Source organism: Saccharopolyspora sp. 7B (genome assembly GCF_020177435.1).
GTDB classification, from domain to species: domain Bacteria; phylum Actinomycetota; class Actinomycetes; order Mycobacteriales; family Pseudonocardiaceae; genus Saccharopolyspora_C; species Saccharopolyspora_C gregorii.
The window spans coordinates 1-25,799 of sequence record NZ_JAIUKC010000106.1 but is presented as its reverse complement, the minus strand read 5'-3'; the positions used below and the strand labels follow the sequence as shown (position 1 = coordinate 25,799).

At 73.5% G+C, this 25,799-nt stretch carries 1 protein-coding gene (running past one end of the window); it reads left to right on the top strand.

The features are described from left to right. Positions 1-25,799, top strand: part of the annotated coding region (locus LCD33_RS17275; protein ID WP_224978035.1) for a hypothetical protein (this coding region is incomplete at its 3' end). 13,226 nt of the annotated region lie to the left of the window's left edge; 25,799 of its 39,025 annotated nt are in view.

Here is a 25,799-nt window from a genome sequence, read left to right as displayed (position 1 = left end):
TCTCGGGGACGCGGACGAGGCGCACCTGCCGAACTACGACGACGCGGGCACCACCCCGGGCCGCGGCCTGGAGATGGGCGACAACGTGCCGCCCGCCGACCTGGAGCAGCGCAGGCTGCTCGGCTCCGCGCGGGACTCGGTGGCCGCCGCGCAGCGCCACCTGGCGGCGCTGCCGCCGGACGCGCTGCCGGAGGCCCGCGCCCAGGTCGCCGCCTGGCGCCAGGCGTGGTCGGACGGCCAGGTCACCTCGCTGGGCCCGGACGCGCTGCGCTCCTTCGACGAGACCGCGCGGGACCTCGCGGGCGAGATCCGCGAGACCCGCTACCAGCAGCTGCTGGAGCAGCACGACATCGCCTCGGACCGGATCGCCGACGGTGTCGAGGAACCCCCGTTCCACGAGAACGGCGTGCCCGGCGGCATCAGCTCGCGTCCCGGCGTGAAGGTGGGGCTGGAGCTGGAGTTCCAGATCCCCGAGGCGGACCGCGCGCTGTTCGGCGCCAAGGTCACCGACCTCGGCATGGACCTCAACGCGGGCGGCTTCTTGGAGTGGAGCCCGGATACCCCGCTGCTCACCCCCGACCGGGTGCCGTCGGCGGAGCTGCACTCCCGTGGCAAGTGGGCGATGGTCGACGAGGTCGCCCACGAGAACGGCGTCGAGGTCATCTCGCCGATCCTGCGGCTGGACCAGCAGCCGGACATGTGGTGGGACGTCGACGCGGTGCTCGACTCGGTGCGGGAGCACGGCGGCACCGCCGACAGCACCGGCGGCCACGTCAACATCAGCTTCGACCAGCCGCTCACCGCCCGCGAGTACCACCGGCTGGCGCAGCTGACCAAGTCGTTCGAGTCCGTGATGTACCGGCTCGGCAACTACCCGATGGGCCCGAACCAGCGCGCGCTGCACATGGTCGGCCCGAACCCGATCCCGCCGGACGCCTCCAAGGTCACCAGCCCGTCGGACGTCCGCTCGCTGAGCCGGGACAAGTACGACGCGGTCAGCTTCCGGCACGTCACCGGCGGTCCGGCGGACCGGGTGGAGTTCCGGTTCTGGTCGGGCAGCACGAAGGCGAGCGTGTGGCAGGCGCACGTGGAGCTCAGCGCCGCGATGCTGGCGGCCGCGAAGGACCCGTCGATCCAGACCCGGCTCGACGAGATGATGCGGGAACCGGAGCTGCTCGGCGTCGGCGGTGGTTCCGCGCTGCCGGACCTGATGAACCTGCTGGAAGTGCTGCCGCTGAGCCCGGCCGCGCAGGAACAGGCGGTGCACCTGTTCGCGCTCACCGACGCGTGGGAGGACACCGGCGGCAACGACATCCACTGGCGCTCGCAGACGGTGGGCCTGCCCGACGGCGGGCTGTTCTTCCCGCACGACGGCAACACCATCGACTCCGCCGTCAAGGTGGCGCGGACCGTGCAGCCGCACCCGGACACCGACCTGGTGATGGGCACCCTGGACCCGGACACCGGCGACCTGAAGCTGTGGAACGGGGAGACCCTCGCCGGCAGGGACCTCATCGACACGATGAGCCACCGGCGGATGGGGGACCGGAACGCGGTCGCGATGGCGATCTCCGGTGTCGCCGACGCGCCGTGGTTCCCCGAGCTGGTGCACCACTTCGGTCAGCTCGGCAAGCCGGTGCTGACCGCGGGCAACCCGCTGCTCGGCCCGGAGGGCCACCTGGTCGCGGCGTCCATGCAGGTCGGCGCGGACGGCAGGATGCGGCCGGGCCCGGACCCGGTCGGCTGGGTGGAGCACCGGCCGCAGGGCTCCCGGCCTACCGGGCAGTTCGACCTCGGGCACGCGATCGCCCAGGTCACCCGGCCCGCGCAGCCCGAGCACGCGCGCACGGGCCTCATCATGGGCGAGGAGGGCTCGCCGCACACCGGCGTCGACGACCACTTCGCCGTGCCGGACCAGGACGGCGCGGGCGCACCACACGACGCGGGCGCGACGCCGGGCTCCGGGCGGCGGAGCGCCGCGGACGATCCGGCCGCGGTAGCGCGAATCGTGGCCGACCTGAACGACTCGGTGGTCGACGCCCCTGCCGAGCCGGCACCGCTGCTCGGTGCGGACCTGTTCGGGCTGTTGAGCCCGGCCGCAACACCTGATTTCCTGCTGGGCCTGGACATCCCGGCACTGGACTCGGCGAAGCTCCCGTCGCTGCTGGACGCGATGGACCTCGCCCACGATGCTCCGTCCCGGATCACGGCCGACGGCCTGACCGGCCGAGCGGATCAGGTGCTCGTGGACCACCGCACCGCGCAGCAGCGCGGAGACTGGGCACCCGGTTCCGACCTGCCACTGCTGCCGGAGACCCTGGAACTGCCGAAGATCCTGCACACGATCTGGATGGGCAGCCCGGTTCAGGCCGGTACCCGGTCGGCTGAGGTGCACGAGAACTTCGGTTCGGCCGCATCCCGCTATGACGGGACTTCGGTGCTGTGGACCGACATTCCGCGAGCCCAATTCGACGCGGCCCGCAACGCGGAGCCGCCCACCGACGGCTCCCCGGATCCGCACGCCGGTACTCGCGAGATGCTCGAATGGGCGCGGGACAACGACATCCGGCTGATCAACTTCGATGAGTTCTTCCACGAAGGCAATCCGCTGCCGCTGCACAGCTACTTCAACGGCGAAGGTCTCCGGATGTCCGGACCGGGCTGGGCAGCGAAGAGCGACATCGCCCGGATCGCGTTGCTGCACGAGCTCGGCGGCTTCTACACCGACGGCGACAACCAGGTCCGGGATCTTGCCGAGGCGGAGGAGCTGATCAACACCTCCGAGGGATGGGCATGGTTGTCCGCCTCGTCGAACATGATGGACAACGCGGCCTACGGGATGCCGCGAAGGCACCCCGCCGCGGCTGTGCTGCTCGACCACATCGGTGAGCTGCTCGGCCGTACGCAGGAGGAGCTCTACGGTCAGCGCAACACCCACACTCCCAAGGAGTTCTTCGACACCGACCGAATGCGGCCGCGCCGGAATTCGCTGATGATGCGCACCGGCCCCGACGTACTGGCTGAGTTCAGCCACCGGCTCGGCTACCAGAGCGGGCTCGGCCTGCCCCGGATTCGCGCGGTCCAGGTCATGCTCACGGAGAGCTGGCTCCGCGGTCCGGAGCGCCCCGCCGTCCTGCTGGACGGTCCGGATGCCACCGCCGACTTGACCCGCAAGGTCGTCCAGACCCTGGTGCGGGACTTGAACAACCGGGAAGGGGACCTGCGGCTCACCCGCCTCGCATCCGCACTGACCAAGCACGCGGACCCGGAGCTGGTGCTGACCAGCGCGCTGCGGTTCATCGCCGAGCGGCCAGAGCTGGCCGAGCAGGTCCGCTCCATCACCACGACCAGCTGGGACCGAAACGGGTTCACCGAAGTGCCGATCCCGCAGGCGGCTCGCGACCTGTTCGTGCTGTCCGAGACCGGGCACCAGCAGTGGCTCGCCGAGTTCCTCACCCCGGCAGTGGTCCGCGACGGTTCGCCTGCCGACCTGGTCGCCCGGGCTGAGCTGGGCTGGCACGCCACCGATGCCGAACTGGCATCGCGGGCGAGCGACCTCTACGGACTGAGCCGGCCGGACCAGGGCGACCTGCGCCTCGTCACGGAGCTGGACCGGCTCGCCGAACCCGAACCCTTCCAGCCCCGGCCCGGTGCGGAAGCGCTGTTGCAGCTCGCGGACGAGGTGGACATCCCCACCGGCCCCCGCACGGATCGGCTGGCGTCACTGCTCGACTTCGCCCGGCGCAACTCCGACGCGCTGCTGACCCGCCAGGATTTCCTGAACGCTCCGCGCGACCAGGCTCCGTCCTTCGCCGAACCACAGTGGGGCGAGCCGAGCCGAGATCGTCGCGATTCGGATTCGGACTCGGATGACGGGATGTTCGCGGTGCGTCCGCGGGCGGGTGAGGATACCGGTGGTCCGTCCCGCCGGGACGAGGATTCCGATTCCGAGTCCGATGACGGTCTGTTCGCGAGGCCGCCGCGCCGGGAGGGCGCGGATGGCCCGTCCCGCCGGGACGACGACTCCGACTCCGAGTCCGATGACGGCCTGTTCCAGCGACGCCCGGAGCGCAGCGTCATCATGGGCGGCGACGACGTCGCCGCACCGAGCCGCGAGCGCGCCGAGCTGGCCTCCGCGCTGAACGACACCGTCGAACAGGTCCGGCGGCACGTCGACGCGCTGCCCGCCGACGCGGCGCCGCGGCTGCGCGAGCGCGCCGAGCTGTGGATCGACGCCGCGCGCGGGGGCACCTTCGCCGCCGCCGACGCGGCCCAGCTGCGGTCCCGGCTGAACGAGGCGTCCGCGCTGCTGCACAACGCCCGCACCCAGCGCGTCACCCACCTGACCCAGCAGTTCGAGCAGGCCCGCGAGACCGCCCGCGACGGCGGATCCCCCGTCGAGTTCCACCTGTTCGGCGTCGAGGGCGGCCAGTCCGCCCGGCCCGACGCGCAGGTCGGTTTCGAGGTCGAGGTGCGGTTGCCCGGCGCCGACCCCGACCGCAGGGCCGGTGAGCTCGGCGCCTCGCTGCTCGAGCAGGGCGTGCTGCACGACCCCCGCGTGGGCGGCAAGACCGACACCTTCGAAGCGCACGCCGCGGACAAGTGGGCGATGGTCGAGGAGCCCGACCTGGACCACGGCGTCGAACTGGTGTCGCCGATCATCCGCACCGGCGAGGACGGCATGCCGTGGGCGGACCTGCAGGACATGCTGGAGACCGTCCGGGACCACGACGGCGAAGCGGGCGCGGGCACCGGCGGGCACATCAACGTCAGCTTCCGCGACCAGGTGCTCACCCCGTCCGAGTACGTGCGGCTGGCGCAGCTCACCAAGGCCTTCGAGTCCACGCTGTACCGGCTCGGGAACCACCCCGGCGACGTGGGGCACCGCAACACCTTCCAGGTCGGGCCGAACCCGCTGCCGATCGATCCGCGCGCCGACCTCGGCTACGCCGACGTCCGCCGCCTCAACCAGGAGCGCGAGGAAGCGGTCAGCTACCGCAACGTCGACGGCGGCCCCGGCGACCGGGTCGAGTTCCGGTTCTGGGCGGGCAGCACCGATCCGGCGCTCTGGCAGGTGCGCACCGAGCTGAGCCTGTCGATGCTGGCCGCGGCGAAGGACCCCTCGATCCACGCCCGGCTGGACGAGCTGATGGCGGAGCCGCAGCTGCTCGGCCGCGGCTCGGCGGAACTGCCGGACCTGCTGAACCTGCTGGAACTGCTGCCGATGAGCGAGGCCGCGCAGCAGCAGGCGGTGCAGCTGTTCGCCGCGACCGAACCGTGGCACGACACGGGCACCAACGACGTCCGGGTGCGTGCCCAGACCATCGGCACTCCCCACGGCGGGCTCCGGTTCCCGACGCCCGGCACCTCGATCGCCGACGCCGTCTCCACCGCGCGGCGGACCACCGTCCCCGACGGCGCGGACCTGGTCGTCGCCGAGCAGGCGCCGGGCGGCGCCGGGGTGAAGCTGTGGGACGGCGGAGCCCTGCCGCCGAAGGAGTTCGGCGACCTCGTCGAGAGCAGGCTCCGGCGGCTCGGTGGTGGCGGCCCCTCGGTGTTCGCGCTCGGCGCGGGCGGCGGCAAGGGCGGCTGGCTGCCGCAGCTGGTGAACCGGATCGACGTCCCGGTGCTCACCACCGACGCGACCGTGGTGCAGGGGCCGGACGGCGGGCTGCGGGCCGTGGACCAGGTCGTGGACCAGGACGGCGTGGTGCGCCACCGCCCGGCCGCGGACGGCTGGGTGCTGCACGAGAAGGGCGGGACCACCCGGCCCACCGGGCACGCCGACCTCGACGCCGCCGTCGCTTCGGTCTCCGCGGAGGGATCCCGGCGGCCGAACGGTTCGGCGGACGGTGCGACCGCGCGGGAGGACGGTGCCCCCGCGCACGACGGGGAGCGCGCCCTCGTCATGGGTGACGAGGACGTGGCGATGCCGGACCTCGGCGCGCCGCACGTCGACGAGCGCGCCCAGCTGGTCGACCGGCTGCAAGGCGCCGTTCCGCAGCTGCAGCGCCACCTCGCCGTGCTGCCACCGGAAGCGCTGCCGAACGGGGTGCTCCCGCAGCTGCGCCAGCGGGCCGCTGCCTGGGCGCAGGGTCTGGACGCCCAGACGTTCTCCCAGGTCGACCTGGACCGGTTGCGCGAGCGGGTCGGTCAGGCCGAGCAGCTGCTGCAGAACATCCGCGGCGTGCGGGCCCGCGGCCTCGCCCAGCAGCTCCAGCAGGCGCAGGCGATCGCGCAGTCCGGGGCCTCGCCGGTCCAGTTCCACCCGGAGGGCATCAGCGGCGGCGCCTCCGCGCGGCCGGACCTGCGCGTCGGGCTGGAGGTCGAGTTCCAGCTCCACGGCGAGAACTTCGACGCCCGCGTCGGTGCCCTCGGTGACGCCCTGCACCGGCAGGGAATGCTCGCCACGCCGTCCATGGTGGACAAGGGCGAAACCGGAATCTCGAACGACGCGGGCAAGTGGGCGCTGGCCGAAGAACCGTCGGACGAGCAGGCCGTCGAACTGGTGTCGCCGATCCTGCGAACCGGCGAACCGGGCGGCACCGCCTGGACCGAGCTCGGTGCGCTGCTCGACACCGTCAACCAGGCGCAGGGCGACGCCGGCCGCACCGGCGGGCACGTGAACCTGAGCTTCGACCGGCCGATGACGCCCGCCGAGTACCACCGGCTCGCACAGCTGATGAAGGCGCACGAGGCGGTGCTGTACCGGCTCGGCAACTACCCGGGCGGCGGCGCGCACCGCGAGACCCACGAGGTCGGCCCGAACCCGCTGCCGGCGCGCCCGAGTGCGGAGCTCACCTTCGCCGACGTCCAGGAGCTCAACTGGGGCCGCGAGGATGCGATCAACTTCCTGCACGTGGAGGACACGCCGCAGGACCGCGTCGAGTTCCGCCTCTGGTCCGGCAGCACCGATCCGGCGTACTGGCAGGTCCGCACCGAGCTGAGCGCCGCGATGCTGGCCGCCGCCCAGGACCCGTCGATCCAGCCGCGGCTGGACCGGCTGATGGCCGACCCGCAGCTGCTGGGCCGCGGGTCCGCGGAGCTGCCGGACCTGCTGAACCTGCTGGAAATGCTGCCGATGAGCGAGGAATCGCAGCGGCAGGCGGTGCAGCTGTTCGCCGCGACCGAGCCGTGGCGCAACACCGGCACCAACGACCCGGTCCTGCGCTCGGAGTCGATCAGCCTCGGCGGCGGCGGGATGTACTTCCCCGGCCCGCGCACCGCGACGCCGGACGCCGTCTCCGCCGCCCGCGACGTCGTGCTGCCGGACGGGGCGGGCCTGGTCGTGGCCGACCTGACGCCGGACGGCTCGCACGTCGCGCTGTGGGGCGGCGGCACCGCCACCCCCGAAGCCTTCGTCGAGGGCATCGCCACCCGCCGCGGCATCGGCATGGAGCAGCCCGTCGTGTTCGCCGCGTCCGGTGCCGGGCACTCCCCGGTGCTGGCCGCGCTGGTCGAGGAGTCCACGCACCCGGTGCTGGCCACCGACAGCGGCGTGGTCCGCACCCCGGACGGCGGCCTGCACGCCGGCCGGATGGTGCCCGGCCCGGACGGCACGCTGACCTTCCAGCCCGACCCCGCCGGGTGGACGGTGCACCACCGCGGCCGGGAGACCTGGTCCACCGGTGCGTCCGAGATGACCTCGGCCGTCGACGTGCTCTACAACGACGGCCGCTACGACCCGAACGCGGACTCCGACGCCGGATCCGGCATGGAGATGGGCGGCGGCGACCGCGCCGAGGGCCCCGCGGGCGGTCGCGGCAAGGACCTCACCTTCGCCGACGTGGACTTCGTGCCGCTGCCCGCGGGCAAGGACGGCGAGGCGATCGGTGTCGGGTTCCCGCGCAGCGACGCGGAAGCCGAGATCATGCGGCACGCCTTCGAGTCCGGCGCGGGGGAGAACGCGGCACGGCTCTACGGCGCGCCCGTCGACGGCGACAACTACGTGGTGGCCCCGCACTTCAGCGACGGCCGCTTCACCGTCCGGGACAAGAGCGGCGAGCTGCACCGCCTGGACCAGGACCAGATGAGCAGGCTGCTGCTCAGCGCGGGCCGTCCCGGCCCGGAGTGGACGCAGGGCACGAACCTGCTGTGGCTGAGCTGCCGCCTCGGCGAGGCCGAGCCCTCCGTCGGCGCCGGGCTGCACTCGCTGCTGTCCGACCAGGTCGGCGAGCAGTACGTCCCGCACGGCAGGCCGGAGATCTTCGAGGGCGGCCGCACGCGGCTGCTCGGCTCGCAGGACGTCTCCCGCCTCGGCGACCCGGAGAGCGTCCACACCTCCGGCGACCAGGACGCCACCGGCACCGCCGCCCCGGACGGCGAGCGCAGCGTCCGGATGCTCGACGACGCCCGAGGCAGGCTCGACCCGCTGGTGGGTCTGGTCGCCGACGTCCGGCGGAACCTGAACGCGCTGTCGCCGGAGGCGATGCTCGAGGCGCGGCAGCAGGTCACCGGGTGGACGAACTCGCTGGAATCGCTCAACGCCCTGTCCGACACCGCGCTGCGCGCTTTCGAGAGCTCCGCGCGCGAACTGGCCGCGCAGGTCCGCGACGCGCGCGTCCGGGACATCGGCGAGATCTTCCGCGGCGCCGAGCAGGCCCGCGCCGACGGCGCCCGCGAACCGGTCTTCCACCGCGACGGCGTGCCGGGCGGCGTGAGCTCCCGGCCCGGGGTCAAGGTCGGGCTGGAAGTCGAGTTCAAGTTCCTCGGCACCGACAACGACGGCGCCACCGCGAAGGTCACCGGACTCGGCGCCCGGTTGCAGGAGGCGGGGCACTCCGAGTGGCATCCGGTCGTCGCGGAGCCCGTCAGCGAAGCGCGGCCGGAACCGATGAGCCCGGACTCCGACAGCGACTCGTCGCGCTGGTCCTCCAGCGAGAGCGAGGAGCTGGAGTCGAACGTGCTGGAGGTGCTGCCCGACCCGAACGCGAAGATCGTCCGCGAGCTGCACGACCGGGGCAGGTGGGCGCTGGTGCAGGAGACCGCCCACGACTACGGCGCCGAGCTCGTCTCGCCGATCCTGCGGCAGGACCGGCAGCCGGAGATGTGGGCCCAGCTCGACTCGATCCTGCGCGACGTCGAAGCGGTCGACGGCAACGCCGACAGCACCGGCGGCCACGTCAACCTGAGCTTCGACGAGCCGCTCACCCCCCGCGAGCACGTGCGGCTGGCGCAGCTGACCAAGGCCTTCGAGGCGGTCCTCTACCGGCTGGGCAACTACCCGGGCGGTGGGCAGCGCGCGCTGCACATGGTCGGCCCGAACCCGATTCCCGCCGACCCGGCGAAGATCACCACGCCGGAGCAGGTCAGGTCGCTCAGCCGGGACCGCTACGACGCGATCAACTTCAAGCACGTCGAGGGCGGTCCGGCGGACCGGGTGGAGTTCCGGTTCTGGTCGGGCAGCACGAAGGCGAGCGTGTGGCAGGCGCACGTGGAGCTCAGCGCCGCGATGCTGGCGGCGGCGAAGGACCCGTCGATCCAGCCGCGGCTCGACGCGCTCCAGAACGCGCCCAAGCTCGTCGGCCGGAACACCGGTGCCGCGCTGCCGGACCTGGTGGAGTTCCTGGAACTGCTGCCGATGAGCCCGGAGTCGCAGCGGCAGGCCGTCGAGCTGTTCGCGCTCAACGACCCCTGGCGGCACACCGGCGAGAACGACTCCCACCAGCGGATCGTCACCGTCAGCACGCCCGACGGCGGGCTGATGTTCCCGACCCCGCGGCACTCCATCGAGGCCGCGGTCCGGGCGGCCCGTGACCAGCAGCCCTACCCCGACGTCGACCTCGTGCTGGGCGAACTCGATCCGCACGGCCGGGGGCTGATGCTGTGGAACGGCCGGTTCCTCTCCGGGCCGCAGCTGATCGAGACGATCGCCTCGCGGCACTTCGGTGCCCGGCACGGCATCGTGCTGGCCATCTCGGGCGTGGACCAGGCGCCGTGGTTCCGGGACCTCTTCGAGCCGGAGAACTTCCAGAACGAGGCCGTGCTGACCGCTTCGAACGTGCTGTGGCTGCCCGACGGCAGGCTCGTCGCGGGCGTGTTCACGCAGGGCCCGGACGGCCGGGTGCTGGTGGCGCCGGACCCCCGGGGCTGGGTCATGCACGGCGACTACATCGGCGACTCGATGACCCCGCCGGACCAGACGGGCCGCGCGGACCTCGGCGAAGCCATCCAGGTGATGCAGCGCAAGCTGGGGCTCGACCAGCCGCAGGACGGGCCGGGCCACGCGGCCGACCAGCACGCCGGCGGTGACCGCGGCCTCGTCATGGGCGACGACCCGGCACCGGCCCTGCCGCCGGAGATCGCCCCGCTGGTGGACCAGGCGCAGCGCACCCTCGGCTCGCTGCAGCGCAACCTCGACGCCGCCCCGGTCGGCGAACCGCGGTTCGACCAGGCCAGGGAACGACTCGCGAGCTGGCGGGAGGCGCTGCGCGGCGACGACCTGCCGCGCGCCACCCCGGACGAACTGCGGGCCTTCGACGTGAACGCCCGCGTCCTGCTCGGCGAGGTCCGCGCCGACCGCGCCGCGCGCCTGGAACGGCTGCACGAGGAGGCGAAGGCCCGCGCCGAGGAGGGCGGATCGCCGATCGTCTTCCACGAGGGCGGTGTGCCCGGCGGCGTGACCTCGCGACCCGGCGTGAAGCTCGGCTTCGAGGTCGAGTTCAGCCTCCCCGAAGCCGGTTTCGAGAACGGCGTGCGCGAGCTGTTCACCGACCTCAAGGACGGCGGCCACACCCAGCAGGACGGCACCGGGTTCCCGCTGCCCAAGCAGGGCGGCGACATCGTCAAGCGGGCCAACGACGCCCACGGCTGGGCGATGGCCGACGAGGCGTCCTTCCCCGCCGGCGTCGAGCTGATCTCGCCGATCCTGCGGCCCGGCGACGACGCGGCCGTCTGGCCCGGGCTCGCCGACGTGCTCGGGCTGGTCAGGGACCACGGCGGCAACGCCGGGGGCACCGGCGGCCACGTCAACCTGAGCTTCGCCGAGCACCTCACCCCGCAGCAGTACGTGCGGCTGGCGCAGCTGACCAAGGGCTTCGAATCGGTGCTGTTCCGCCTCGGCAACCACACCGACGGCAGCGGCGACCGCAGCCTGGACTACGTGGGCCCGAACCCGCTGCCGGTGGACCCGGCCTCGGTCTCCGCGGTCGGCGACCTGCACGTGCTCAACCAGGGCGCGCAGCGGCAGGCGAAGTACGACGCGGTCAACTTCCGCAACATCGAGGGCTCGGCGAGCGACCGCGTGGAGATGCGGTTCTGGGCGGGCAGCCTCGACGAAGCCGAGTGGCAGGTGCGCGCGGAACTCACCGCCGCGATGGTCGCCGCCGCGCAGGACCCGACGATCCACGCGCGCCTCGACGAGCTGATGTCCAGGCCCGCGCTGCTCAACCACGGCAAGGCGGACCTGGCGCAGCTGCAGGAACTGCTGGAACTGCTGCCGCTGAGCCCCGAATCCGAGGCGCAGGCCGTCCAGCTGTTCGCGCACACCGAACCGTGGACCCTGGACGGGACGAACGACAGCTACGACCGCGCGCAGAGCATCACGCTGCCCGGCGGCGGGCTGTACTTCCCGAACCCGCGCAACTCCGTGGCTTCCGCCGTGCAGGTGGCGCGGCGGCTGCCGAACCTGCCGGACACCGACCTGGTGCTGGCGACCCTCGCCCCGGACAACCCGGACCTGGTGCAGCTGTGGGACGGCGAACCGGTGGACGGCACCGGGTTCGTCTCCTCGCTGAAGGAACGTGGCATCGGCGGCGAGAACCCGATCGCGCTGGCCGTCTCCGGGGTGCTGCAGCCGGACCCGGACGTGACGCACGAGGGTCCGGACCCGTTCGCGGAGGACGTGGAATCCGACTGGGTCAGCGACCTCGTCGTGGACAACACCGTCTACGCGGCCTCGAAGGTGGCGCTGACCCCCGACGGCAGGCTGCTCGCGGTCCGCGAGGTCGTCCGCGACCGGGACGGCACCATCCGGTTCGAGCCGGATCCGCGCGGCTGGGTCGTGCTGGAGGAAGGCCACTCCTACGCCACCGGCGAGTCCGACCTGGCGACGGCGCTGGAGACCGCGCGGGACGCCGAGGGCGAGCTCGACCCGGAGTTCGCCTCGAACCGCGACGAGGACTCCGACATCGACATGTCCGACGACGCGTCCGAGGGCTCGCGCGGCGACGAGGACGCCGACGGCGAGACCGACCCCGACTTCGTTTCCGACCGGAACGCCGACTCCGACGTCGACATGGACGACGCCTCGGACGGTTCCCGCTCCGACGAGGACGCCGAAGGCGAGATCGACTGGGACTACTACCGGCAGCACGCGTCCGGCAACCCGGTCCAGAGCACGGCGCGTCCCGCCCCGGCCCCGCAGGGCGACCTGTTCGACGGTGGTTTCCCCGACTCGTTCGGCGAGCAGTTCTGGGAGCAGTTCGCGCAGGACGACCCGTTCGGGACGAACTGGGGCGAGTTCGGCGACTTCGGGACGCTGCCGCCGACGGACGACGTCAACGCCTGGCTTCCGGGCCTCGACGCCCTGGTCGACGACGCGCGCGTCGAGCCCGTCAGCCGCTGGTCGACGCTGCTGGAGTCCTCCGGCGACGGCGCGCTCCCGCCGGAGGCCGTCCGCGAACTGCACGGCGACACCGCCCGCACCCTGGCCGCCGAACTCCTGGAAGTGGCCGCCGGGAAGCGCGAACCGTTCGAGATCCACGTCGTCTCGCACAGCGTCGACGAGAACCCGGCCACCAACGCGCGGCGCAGCGACGAGGTCGTCTCCCGGCTCACCGCCGCCCTGGAAGCGGAGCTGGCGGCCGCCCAGCCGGACGTGCCCGCCGAGCAGCGGCGCGCGCTGCACGACCTGAACGTCCCGCTCGTGGTCGAGCGCGAGTACTCGCTGCTGGACTCGGCGGGGGTGACGACCGCGCCGGTCACCGACTACGCGAAGCCGTGGAAGGCCGACTCCGAACCGTCCGTCGAGGACCCGGCCTGGCGGCGCGCCGAAGTCACCCGCGCCAGCTGGTTCGACCCGCACTGGGGCAGGTTCGAACCCTCCGACTGGGAGCACCTGCGGCGGCCCATCCCGGACGGCACGGTGCGCACCGAGGACGCCATCGGCACCATGGCGGCGACGGTCGCGCCGCGGGCCGCGTCCCTGGACGGCGCCGCGTTCGCGTTCGGCCCGAAAACGGTGACCACGCAGATCACCTACGACTTCCAGCGCATCGAGGTCCGGCCCGGCCGGTTCGTGCAGGAGCTCACCTACCGCCCGTACCTGGACACCGACTCGTTCCTCGCTCCGGCCCGCGAAGCCGCGAACCGCGACCGGGAGCTGCTGGAGGCGAAGCAGGAGGTCCTCAAGAGCGACCGGCTGATGGTCGAGATCCACGAGGCGGCGAACCAGCCGGAGGAGGCCGTGTCCGCCCGGGCCACCGCGGACTTCACCCAGCTGGAGGTCGACGGGCTGCAGCGGAAGGCGGACGCGTCCACCGCCGAGCTCGCCCGCCAGGAAGCGCGCGTCGAAGCGCTGAAGGACCGGGTCCGCGCCCAGGTCGCCGAGAACCCGTTGCAGGGCCGCCGGATGGCCGTGTCCGGCGACCAGTTCCACGCTCGCATCGAGTTCGCCACCGATCCGTCCGCCGCGCACCAGGTGGTGCGGGTCGGCGAGAAGGTCCGGGCGAACCAGTTGCTCTGGGACATCGACATGACGGGCAAGATCGGCGAGCACGAGTGGTTCCACTCCTACGGCCTGCCCGACGAGTACGCCGACCTGAACGGCTACGACCGGGGGACCAGGGACTTCGGCGGCGAGCAGATCCGGGACTACCAGATCCGGCTGCACCTGGACGAGGCGCACCTCGCCGAACACCGCACCAAGATCGCGGAAGAGGCGGAGAAGAAGGCCGACGGCGCGGAGTTCACCGCCGCCGCCGACGAGTTCAACGCGCGAACGATGCCCGCGGCGCGCGACGAGCACGGTGCTCCGATGTACGACGCCGCCGCGCTGCAGCGCCAGGCCGAGAGCTCCCGGGAGAACGCGCGGCGGCTGCGCGCCGAAGCCGACCGCGCGCGGCAGCGGGTGGACGAGGTCGCCCAGGATCTCGCCGAGCTCAAGGAACGCGCCACCCGGGGCGTCCGCGAGCTGTTCGACCCGAGCCGGATGCACCCGAAGGCGCGGTACGGCGTCGAGGTCTCCTTCGTCGACGAGCCGTTCTACGCGCACAAGAAGCTGAAGGTCAGCGACGCCGCCGACGTCGCCACCACGGACACCGAGCACTGGGGCAGCTCCGACGACGCCGCGGCCGCCGCCGAGCACGTCGCCGCGCACCTCGGGCTCACCCCGGACTTCGTGTCCGCGCTGCGCTCCGGCGACGCCGCCGAGCTGCGACAGCTCCCGCGCGACGAGCGGCGCGTCGTCAACCGCGCCGACCCGCCGCTGCCCATCGACACCGCCACCGGGGTACGGCACCCGCGCCGCAACGCCTACATCGACGACGGCGGCCTGATGGGCCAGCAGGTCGGCGAGCTGCTGCCCCGCCACCTGTGGCGCATCGAGCAGATCGCGCGGGCGTCCGGCATGCGCCCCGACGTGGTGCAGCCCGGCCCGGAGCGCGTCGCGCGGCGCCTCGAATTCCTGCTCGGCGGGCCCGAGGTGCAGCCGGACCTGGTGCTGGGCGAGCTGCGCGACCTGGTCGGCAACCAGGCGGGCATCGACGCGGTGCGGGAGCGGTTCGGCCGGGACGGCGAGACCTCGTTGGACGAGCGGATCAAGTCGGCGCTGCCCGAGGCCGACGCGAACCGCGCCGAGCGCTACCTGAGCGGCTACTCGCAGGAGGTCCTCGACTTCGAGGACTTCCTCGCCGCGGAACCGCTGCCGGAACTGGACCTCGACGGGCTCGGCGATCTCGACCTGTTCGGGAACCTGGACGGGACCGGCACCGGCACGGGCGGGGTGTTCGACCCGTTCACCACCGACCCGCTGGGCACCGACCCGTTCACCACCGGGAACATCGGCGACGGGACCACTGCGAACCCGGACCTGTTCGCCGCGCTCGACGTGAACGCGATCGACTTCGGGAACCTCGGCGACTTCGACGTGAACGCGCTGGTCGACCTGGCGAACCCGGTCGACTCGGCTAACCCGGGTGACCCGGCGAATCCGGTCGACCCGGCTAACCCGGTCGACTGGGGCGCCCTGGGCGATCCCGCGACCTGGGGCGACCTCGGGAACCTGGACGGCATCGGACTCGCGAACCCGGCCACCGACGGCGCCGGGAACCCGCCGCAGGGCGACCAGATGCCGGGCCCGGACTTCACCGCCGCCTCGCACGGCACCTTCGCCGCGGGCGACCCGTTCGCCGCGCTCGGCGACCTGCCGCCTGCGGACCCCGAGCTGCTGCGGATGCTCGGCGACCACGGCGACGTGGAGATGGCCGACGCCCGGACCGACGCGCCGCAGCGCGAGCCCGCCGAGGGCACCGGGCAGGACCGGCAGCCGTCCGCCCCGGCCACGGCCCCGCCGCCGGACCCGCGGTTCGACCCGCGCCTGCTCGAATCCGGCACCGAGCGCTCCGGCATCTCGCCGGACCTGCGCGCCCGGCTCGACTCCGCGCCGGTGCAGCAGCGCGGCCGCATCCGCGAGCAGCCCGACACCGACGTGGTGCAGCGCTCCGCGTTCGAGGTGCGCCGCGCGGTGTCCTCCGACGGCGTGCTGGTCAGCGAGGCCACCGTGCGCATCCGGCAGCAGAGCTCGCTGCCGCGCACCGCGGCCGACGCGGACTGGGCGCGGATGGTGCACGACGTGGACCGGCGGTTCAACCGGCCGAACCTGGTGCTGCCCAACGGCGACGTGCTCCGGGTGCGGGTGCTGCGAGCGGGCCCCGGCGAGGAACCACACCACTCGGTGACGCTGGACGCCGCCGGCCGCGGCGACCAGACCTCGTGGACGTTCGGCGACCCGAACCGGCTGCGCGCCATCGGCTCCATGCTGGGCCTGCCCGTCGAACCGGACACCGCGGGCAGCCTGATGGGCGTCCCGGACGAGGCCGGCAACGCGGGCCTGCGCACCCGGCACGCCGAGGTGCTCGGCCAGCACATCGGCGAGGTCCCCGCGCACTCGCCGGAGTTCCAGGAACCGCGCCTCGCCGAGAGCCAGGGCCCGGCCGCGCGGCTGCGCGCCGCCGCCCACCTGATGCGCAGGCACCTGAGCACCAGCGCGCACCGCTTCACCGGCGACCAGCTGGAGCGGTTCGCCCAGGTCGTGCGCGCCGCCGATGCGCCGTCGCTGAGCGGGGTCCCGCTGCACGGGCTGCGCGCCGCCGCCGACCGGGCCGAGCAGGCCGTGCAGCAGATCCGCCGGGTCGTCGCCGACGAGCTGCGCGGCGGCTACGAGCGGGCGCGCCTCGACGCCGCCAACGGCCTCAACCCGATCACCTTCCACGTGGATGGCGTTCCCGGCGGGGCCAGCTCCCGGCCCGACGTCCGGTTCGGCTTCGAGCTGGAGATGCAGTACCAGAACACGGTGGAGGGCCTGCAGGAGGCGGGCAGCGAGTCCGCCTACCTGTCGCAGTGGTCCAGCAAGCGCGCGAGCAACGCCGACCCGGGATTCCAAGCCCAGCTGACCGGTCTCGCCAGCGAACTCCGGCAAACCGGTTTCCTGCCTCCGGAGCAGACCGAACGCCCGTTGCTCGATCCGGAGGACGAGCGGGTCGGGCAGGCGCGCGATGCCGGCAAGTGGGCGCTGGTCGAGGAGACCGCGCACGTGCAGGGCTTCGAGCTGGTCTCGCCGATCCTGCGCCCCGGCGTCGAACGGGACACCTGGCGAGACATCGCCGAGCTGACGGGACTGCTGCAGCGGCACGAGGCGTCCGCCGCGAACACCGGCGGGCACGTCAACGTCAGCTTCCCGCAGCAGTTGACCCCGTCCGAGCACGTCCGGCTGGCACGGATCCAGAAGGGCTTCGAGTCGGTGCTCTACCGCCTGGGCAACCACCCGGGCAGCGCCAAGCAGCGGCTGCTGACCATGGTCGGCCCCGGCCCGCTGCCCGCCGACCCGTCCCAGGTCACCACCGCGAGCGAGGCAGGCGGGCTCAACCGGGACAAGGCCGAGGGCTTGAGCTTCCGGCACATCACCGGTGCGGACTCGGACCGGCACGAGTTCCGGTTCTGGGCGGGAACCCTCGACACCGGGGAGACCCAGGTGCACGCCGAGCTCAGCGCGGCCATGCTGCTGGCCGCTAAGGACTCGAGCATCGACCGGGTGCTGGACGCGCTCATGACCGAGCCGAACCTGCTGGGCCGCGCCCCTGCCGGGCTGCCCGAGCTCGCGGACTTGCTGGCGGTGCTGCCGCTGAGCCCGGACGCCCGCGAGCAGGTGGTGCAGCTGTTCGCCGCTACCCGGGAATGGGTGAACACCGGCAGCAACGACACCGAGCACCGGCTCCAGACGGTCGGAATCCCGCAGGGCGGGTTGCTCTACCCGGCTCCCGGCAGCTCGGTGCGCTCCGCGGTCGCCCAGGCCCGCAACCTCTCGCCGGAGTACCGGGACGTGGACGTGCTGATCGCCTCGGTGCGCCCGGACGACCACCGGATCGCGCTCTGGGACGGCGGGGTGCTGGAGCCCGCGGCGTTCATCGAATCGGCCACCAACCGCAACTACGGGCAGGACGTGCCCGGGGTCCTGGCCGTGTCGGGTGGCGGCAGGCTCGGTTGGTTGCCGGACTTGGTGGAAGCGACCGACTTCGGCATCATCACGACCGACGCGCAGGTACTGCATCTGCCGGACGGTCGGCTCATCGCCGGACACCCGGTGGTCGGCGACGACGGAACCGTGCGCATCCAGCCCGACCCGGCAGGCTGGACCAAGCACGATCACGAGGGCGCGCACCCCAGCGGACTCGCCGATCTGGGGGAGGCGCTCGCCCGGTTCGGCCACGACGGCGACCTGCCGGCGCGCCCCGAGCCGGGGCGGATCACCGAACCGCTGGCGGAGACCACCCGGCGCACGCGCCCGGCCGCGAGCCCCGACGACATGGACGTCGACTCCCCGGTCTACGAGTCGGCGCCCACCCCGGGCTGGACCGGGAACGCGCCCACTCCGGGCTGGAGCGGCGACGCCCCCACCCCGGGCTGGAACGACGCCGATTCGCTCCCGGACACCGCGTCCGTGCCGGACACCGAGCCGTGGGGCGGCACGCCGCAGCACGCGCCGACTCCGGGCTACGCGCCCACTCCCGGCTACGGCGACGCGCCGACCCCGGCCGCGGCGATGGACCTCGACCCGGACCAGCCGATGGCCTCCGTCGAGTCCGAGCCGCCGGAGGAGATGGTCGAGTGGGTCGGCCACTTCGACGACGCCGACCCGGCCCGGCTGCCGCAGGACGCCGCGCTGGAGCTGCGGGACGAGACCGCGCGCTCGCTGGCCACCGAACTGCTGGAGGTCGCGCGCGGCGAGCGCGCGCCCTTCGAGATCCGGGTGCACGGCTGGCACACCGAGGCGCACGGCCCCGAGGTGAGCGCGCAGCGCACCCAGGAGGTGCTCGACGGCCTGCACCGGTCGCTGGAAGCGCAGCTGGAAGCGCTGCAACCGGAACGGCCCGTCGCGGAGCTGACCGCTGCCCTGGAAGCGGTCCGCGTCGCCCGCGAATCGTCGCTGCCGCTGCACGAGCTCGCGGACGCCGTCGGCCCGCTGCGCGACCAGCTGCCGCAGGGCGAGACCCGCGCCGCGCTGGACGCCCTCGGCGCCGCCGTCCGCGACACCACGCAGCAGGCCGACGGAGCGCGGGACCGCCTCCGCACCGCGCTGTGGCGCGCCGCGAACGTGCTCGACGCCGAGGTCCGCGGCGCCCAGCGGCACACCCTCAGCAGCCTGGGCGTGCGGATCGGTGCCAAGAGCGCGCTGCGCGACGAGAACACGGTGCTGGTCACCAGCATCGAGACCGAGCTGTACGGGAAGCATTGGCAGGACGGCGTCGAACCGCCCGCCACCTCGTCCGAGTGGCGGCACACCGAGGTGCAGCACGCCTCCTGGTTCGACCCGCTGTGGAACAAGCTGGAACCGGCCGAGTGGCAGCACCTGCTCCGGCCGATCCCGGACGCGACGGTGGACTCCGAGTCGCTCGACCTGCAGCTGAGCAGCACGGTCACCAAGCCCGACCCGAGCACCGCGAGCACGGCGCTGCCGAGCGACGCCCGCCCGACGCTGGCGCTCGACGCCGAGTACCTGACCGGCGACATCGTCTACGACGTGCAGCGCATCGAGGTCAGCCCCGGCCGGACCCTGCAGCACCGCACCTTCAAGGCGTACCTGAACGCGGACGCCCTGCTCGCCCCGCACCGGGAGGCCGCCGGACGGCGCTCGCGGCTCGCCGACCGCGCCGAGCAGCGCGCGAGCACGCTGGACAACGCCGCCACCCTGCTGGAGCTCAGCGGCTCCCCGCACGACCCCGAGGTCCGCTCGGCGCGGGCGCAGGCCGACGCCGCGCAGAAGCGGGCGGAGCGGCAGCGCGCCAAGGCCGACGCCGCCGCCCGGGAGCTCGCCACCCAGCAGCAGCGCATCGAGGACCTCAAGGAGCGCGCGCTGCGCTCCGTCGACGAGATCCACAACACCGGCTTCCGGCTACCCGGCGGCGACCAGTTCCACGGCAGGCTCGAGTTCGTCGACGACCCGGCGCAGGCCCACCGCACCGTGGTGCTGTCCGACAAGGCCGCGATGGACCAGCTCAACTGGGACGTCAAGGACGACGGCAGCGGCGTCGCGCACGAGGTCGGGCACTTCTGGGGACTTCCCGACGAGTACCGGGCGCGGCCGAAGTTCGAGATGAGCGGCACCCGCGACTTCCGCGGCAAGGAGCTGCCGGTCTACACCGTCAAGGTCCACCTGGACACCGACCCGCTGCTGGAGCAGCACCAGGACCGCGCGGACAGCTTCCGCCGCGAGGCCGACGAGGCCAGGGACATCGCCGAGCTCGACCGGGCCGACGCCGACGAGCTCGAAGCGCACCTGATGGACGACGACTCCGACACCCCGCCGCCGGAGGTGGTGGAGGCCCGCGAGCAGGCAGAGAAGTCCCGCGACATCGCCGAGGTGCGCCGCCGGGAGGCCGAGGAGGCGCAGGAGAAGCTGGACGAGGTCCGCGCCGAGCTCGACGAGTTCCGGGAGAAGGCGGTCAAGGGCGTCGAGAACGGGTTCCACCCGAGCCGGATGAACCGCGAGGCCCGGTACTTCGTGGACCTGCAGTTCGTCGACGATCGGCGATCGGCGCACCTGAGCCGGGAACTGCACCCGGAGCGCGACGCCGAGCCGACCGCGGAGCTGTGGGAGGTCACCGACGGGCCGTCCCTGATCAACACGCGGATCGGCGCGCACTTGGGCCTCCCGCTGAACTACATGCACGCGCTGAAGAACGGCAAGACCGGCGATCTGCGCGCGCTGCCGAAGGACGAGCGGCGGATCTTCAGCCTCGACGACCAGAAGCTGCCGATCGACCCGATGACCGGCGAACCGCACCGGCGGTTCAACTCGTACGTCGACGACGACGGGCTGATGACCGGCAGGCAGCGGCTGTTCCTGCCGCGCAACGCCTGGCGCGTCGAGCAGGTCGGCTTCGACCTGGGCGTGCGGCCCGACATGCTGCAGCCCGGCCCGGTGCGGCTGGCGCAGCAGGCCGAGCGGCTGCTGTCGCGGACCGAGGCCGAGCACCAGCGCCCGCGGCCGCTGCCGAAGGGCCTCGACGAGGCCCCCGCCCCGCGCTACCGGCCGACCAGGCAGATGTCGCTGCTGGAGGAGTTCGCCGAGCTCTCCCGCAACCAGGACGGGCTGGACGCGGTCCGCGCCGAGTTCCACCGCGCCACCGGCGAGGACCTGGACCAGGTGATCCGCCGCGAACTCGGCCAGGGCGCGCTGGACCAGGTGCAGGCCCTCGTCGACGGCCCCGGCGACACCGCGATGTCCGACGCCGGTTCGCTCACCGAGCCCAACACCGAGCCCGAATCCGGGGACGAGTCGGGGAACGGCAGCCGCCCGTCCGGCGCCACCGGCGACCTCACCATCCCCATCCCGGACCGGCCGCGCCCCGTCGACGAGCCGGGCTACCCGCTGCCCGACGCGACCGCCGCGCCGGAGACCGAGCCGCTGCTGGAGCGGACCCACCAGGTCCAGGAACTGCTGCCGCGCAACGCGGTCCGCGCCGAGCAGCTCGACGGCACCGCGATCCGCGCCGACGTGCGCTCGGCCATGCTGCAGGCCGCGGTGCCGCCGGAACGCGCCGACCAGGTGCTGCACGGCCTGTCCGACACCGAGCTGAAGAACGGCTTCACCGCGCTGCACGGCGAAGGCCTCGTGGTCTCCTCCGGCATCGGCGAGGACGCCGTCGAAGTCCTCGTGCGCGCCCGGCTCGACGACGACAGCACCGGGGGAGAGCCGGCCCCGCCGACCACCGCCCCCGCGAAGAAGGGCAAGGAGAACAAGCTCGACAACGCCTCCGGCGGCTTCGGCAAGGTCAAGAACTCCTCGGACTCGCCGTCGATCCGCGACGACGGCTACGCCCACCGCGGCAGCATCCCGCTGCCGTGGCTGCCCGGGACGTCGATGCAGACGGCGCTGAGCCTGAAGGGCCTCACCCCGCAGCGCAGCTGGAGCAGCACTGACAGCTCCGAGTTCCAGCACGGCTCCAACGTGGAACCGGGCGGCAAGCGGATCCGCAGCCTGCACGACATGGCGCACACCGCCACCGTGCTGCGCAACGGCCACGCCGCGGTGCGGGTCAGCGGCTCGACGCCGGGCGCGGTCACGGTCAGCACCCCGAACTCGCTGCACGGCCTGCGGCCCACCGAGGACGCCGACGGCACCGCCGACTTCGGCGCCCCGCGCCCCGGCGACTCCACCCGCCTGCGCGGCGACCGCGCGCTGTTCGAGCAGGCCCGCGAGCTGGTGCACCGGCACCCGGACTGGGCGGGCAAGGCCGACGAGATCGGTTCCGCGCTGCGCGGCACCCTGCGCGGGCTGGTCAGCAGCACCTCGCTGAGCCGTCGCGGCGTGGACCTGCTCTCCGGCGGCACCCTCGTCGAGCAGCTGCGGACCGTCGGCGCCGCCGGCCGCGACCGCACCGCCACCGTGGAGCTCAAGGCCCGCCGCGGGGCGAACCGCGAGCACGTCACCGACGGCGACCTCGACGGCAAGATCGCCACCAAGTCCGGGCGCAAGGACGGCCACGCCGCCGAGCGCACCGTCGAGCAGCCGGTGGACCTCGGCGGCCGCGTCCGGCTCACCCAGAACGTCTGGGGCGACGACGCGGGCAACAGCATCGACGTGCGCGGCGCGGTGCAGGGCAAGCTCACCTCGCACGAGGAGCACGGCGTCACCCGCAACGACGACCTGCGCACCGAGCTGGCCTGGGAGCGCAAGGGCGCGCTGCACGTCGGGACCGCCGACCTCACCTACGACCTGCGGATCCGCTTCGACGACGGCGTCGTCGAGGACGGTTCGGTGGACGTGCCCGCCGGTGCCACCGCCTGGCGCGGGGAGAGCCCGGACGGCACCGCGCCCGAGTTCATCGGCGGCGACCCGTTCCCGCCGCAGCACGTCCTCGGCGCCGCCGAGACCCGCTACCCGAACGTCGAAGGCGTCGCCGCCGCGCTGCGCGAGATGCTGCCCGAGGGCGTGCTGCCGCCCGAGGACTCGGCGGGCACCGCCGAAGCGCACGCCACCGAGAACGCCGCCGTGCTCGCCGACGCCGTGTCGGAGAGCGGGTTCAGCAGCCGGTCCGCCGCGCTCAACGGGTCCGGCACGTCCTTCGTGCTCACCCGCGCCCGGCACGCGGTCTCCGGCGCCCCGGACGACCTGGTGGGCGTGCTGGTGGAGACGGTGCCGCGCGCCGACACCGGCTACGGCACCTTCCAGCGGTCGTCGCTGAGCTCGCCGACGACGCCGGACGCCCCGGGCTCGCCGACGACCGTGCCCGGCGCCGGCCTCGGTGGCGAGCTCACCGGCAGCACCGGTGTGCAGCACGAGACCGCCGCCAAGTCCGGCCGCACCCTCGGCGCCGGCGGTGGCCTGCGCGGGCGGGCGCCGTCGCTCGGCCGGTTCGGCGGGCTCGACCTCAACCTGCAGCGCAACGACAAGTCGGACACCGAGCGGGCCACCCTCACCACCGCGAGCGGGCTGGGTCGCGGGCGGGGCTGGAAGTCCGGCGACGTCGTCGCGCACCCCGAGCTCATCGACTACCGGATCACCGTGCACGGCGCGGAAGGCGTGCTCGCCGAGCGGATCGTCGAGGGCGGCCGGGCCACCACCTACGCGGGCGGGCTGCTCGACCCGGCCGCGCGCACCGGCGAGCCCGAGCCCGCCGCCCGGTACCAGCGGGTCGAGCACGACGCGCCGCGCAGGCCGGAGGGCTGGGAGCCCGCCGAGCTGCCCGAGAACTTCGTGCTGCACGGCCTCCAGCTGCCCGAGATCGACGGGTACCGGATCACCGAGGACGTGTTCGGCGGCTTCGGCGACAACAAGGTCATCGCCGCGCACCAGGCGCACTCCTTCGTCTCGCCGGAGGAGGTCGCGGTCAACTTCGACGCCGTGGTCACCGGCGCCTACGAGGGTTCGGTGCACCGCTACGAGCAGGGCGCGCTGCGGCCCACCGAGCAGCGCATCGGCGACCTCAAGCTGCACCTCGCGCTCAGCAACGCGCGGCCGAACGGCCCGGTGCAGCAGGTCGAGCTGACCTTCACCCGCAAGGTCACCGGTAGCACCGGGCACGGCACCGAGACCTTCACCGGCGGCGGCTGGACCGGCCGCGCCCGCATCGGCAACCCCGGCTCCGGCGCCTCCTCGTCCGCGACGCCGGTGCTCAGCGCGGGCGAGGCGGAATCCGGTTCGCACGGGCGGTCCGAGGCCCAGGAGTTCGAGCGCACCACCACGACCACCTACAAGGGCCCGGCCCAGCTGGTCGAGTACGACACCACCGCACTGCTCAGCGGCGGCGATCCGGACCGGCCGGACGCGGCCGTGCACCTCGAAGCGCACCGCACGGGCTCGGCGCAGCTCTGGGTGCCCGTCGCGGACCTCGCCAGGTACGGCCTCGGCCCCGAGCCGGAACCGGCAGGCGGCGCCGTAAACGCCCCGCCCGGCATCGACGCCGACGGCCACACCACCGCCACGGTCCGCCCCGAGGTCACCGCGCACCTGCTCAGCGGGATCAAGGACGTGCTCGCCGCGGTGCCGCAGCAGGACGTGCCGCGCAGCGCGCTGCGGCAGTTCGGCGACTACCTCACCTCGCTGGCCCTCGGTGACGCCGAACGCCTCGCCGGGCAGGACGTGTACCGGCAGAGCGCCCGCGACGTCGCCCCGAGCGGCCTGCAGGCGCTGCTGTCCGACCTGCGCGGACCCGGCAAGCACTGGACCGCCTCCGTCCCCGGCCCGCTCGGCACCGTCGACGTCTCGTTGACGCTGAAGGGCGAGCAGGGCCTCGGGAGGTTCGACGGCGTCGAATCCGGGTGGAGCGAGAAGCACGAGACGAAGACGACCTCCTCGACCACCGAGACCGGCAAGACCGGGCACCAGCGCAAGGCCCAGCCGATGGTGCTGCTGCGCGGCGGCGGCGAGGAGCAGCACCGCCGCGGCGCGCTGCTCGGCCAGGTCGGGCTGACCTCGAAGTCCAGCGACAAGCACGTCGAGACGCACAGCAGCGACAACACCCGCACCTACTCGGCCAAGAGCGACTTCGCGACGTTCGGGCACGACCTGGACCTGCGGCTGGAGGTGCGCAAGACCGCGCACGCCAACCGCACCCCGAACACCCTCACCGGCGGCCTCGCGGACCGGGGCGCCCCGGCGAGCACCGGCGAGACCCTGGTGCTGCCGACGCTGCGCGACGCGGTCCGCACTCGCGTCCCGGTCGGCGAGCTCGGGTTCGGCGAGCACCAGCCGGGGCGGATCGACGAGCTCCCCGAGGTCAGCCACGTCGTCGCGAACTCCGACGACGTGCACCGGGTCGTGCGGGACGTGCTGGACGGAACCCCGGGCGCCGATCCGGACGCGGCGCCGCCGGTGCCGGAACGCGCCACCTGGACCCGGCACGGCCTGCTCACCGGGACCACCACCAGCGCGCTGTCGGCGCACCTGCCCGCGGCGATGCGCGCGGACGGCTACCGCATCGGCGGTCTCGACCACGACGGCCACGCCGCCGAGAACACCCCGCACCCGCTGGAATCGGTGCTGCTCACCGCGGAGCTGGACGACGCGCACGTGGTGCCGACCGGGGACGACGCCGGGCTCACCACGAAGGACTCGCAGACCACCGCGATCAAGGAGCAGCACAAGGAGGGCCCGGGCGTCGGCTTCACCGGCCGCGTCGGGCTGGACTCGCTGGCCGACCCGCGGCAGGCCGTGGACGCGTCCGGGGCGAACTACCGGCAGTCGCCGCAGGTCTCGCTGCCCGGCCCGAGCTACTCGTGGCAGCGCACCTCGGCCGCCGACGGCAAGTTCAAGGACGCCCAGTCCGAGCAGCGCTCGGCGGGCGAGACCTTCCTGGTCAACGCGATGGCGAATTGGACCCTCACGCCGCGGTACCGGGCGGGCGCGCCCGAGGGCTGGGGCGAGCCGCGGCACGCCCGCGACCGGGTCTACGTGCACACCGACCGCGCCGGGCTGCTGAGGATGGGCCTGACCCCGCCGGAGCCGATCGCGGTCCCGCGGATCGAGGAACCCGCCGAGCAGGCGGGGACCACCGAGGACGGCGCGACCGGGCAGCGCACCCCGGACCCGAGCCCGACGCCGCAGCCCGCGCCGACCCCGGACGCGATCCCCACCCCCGACC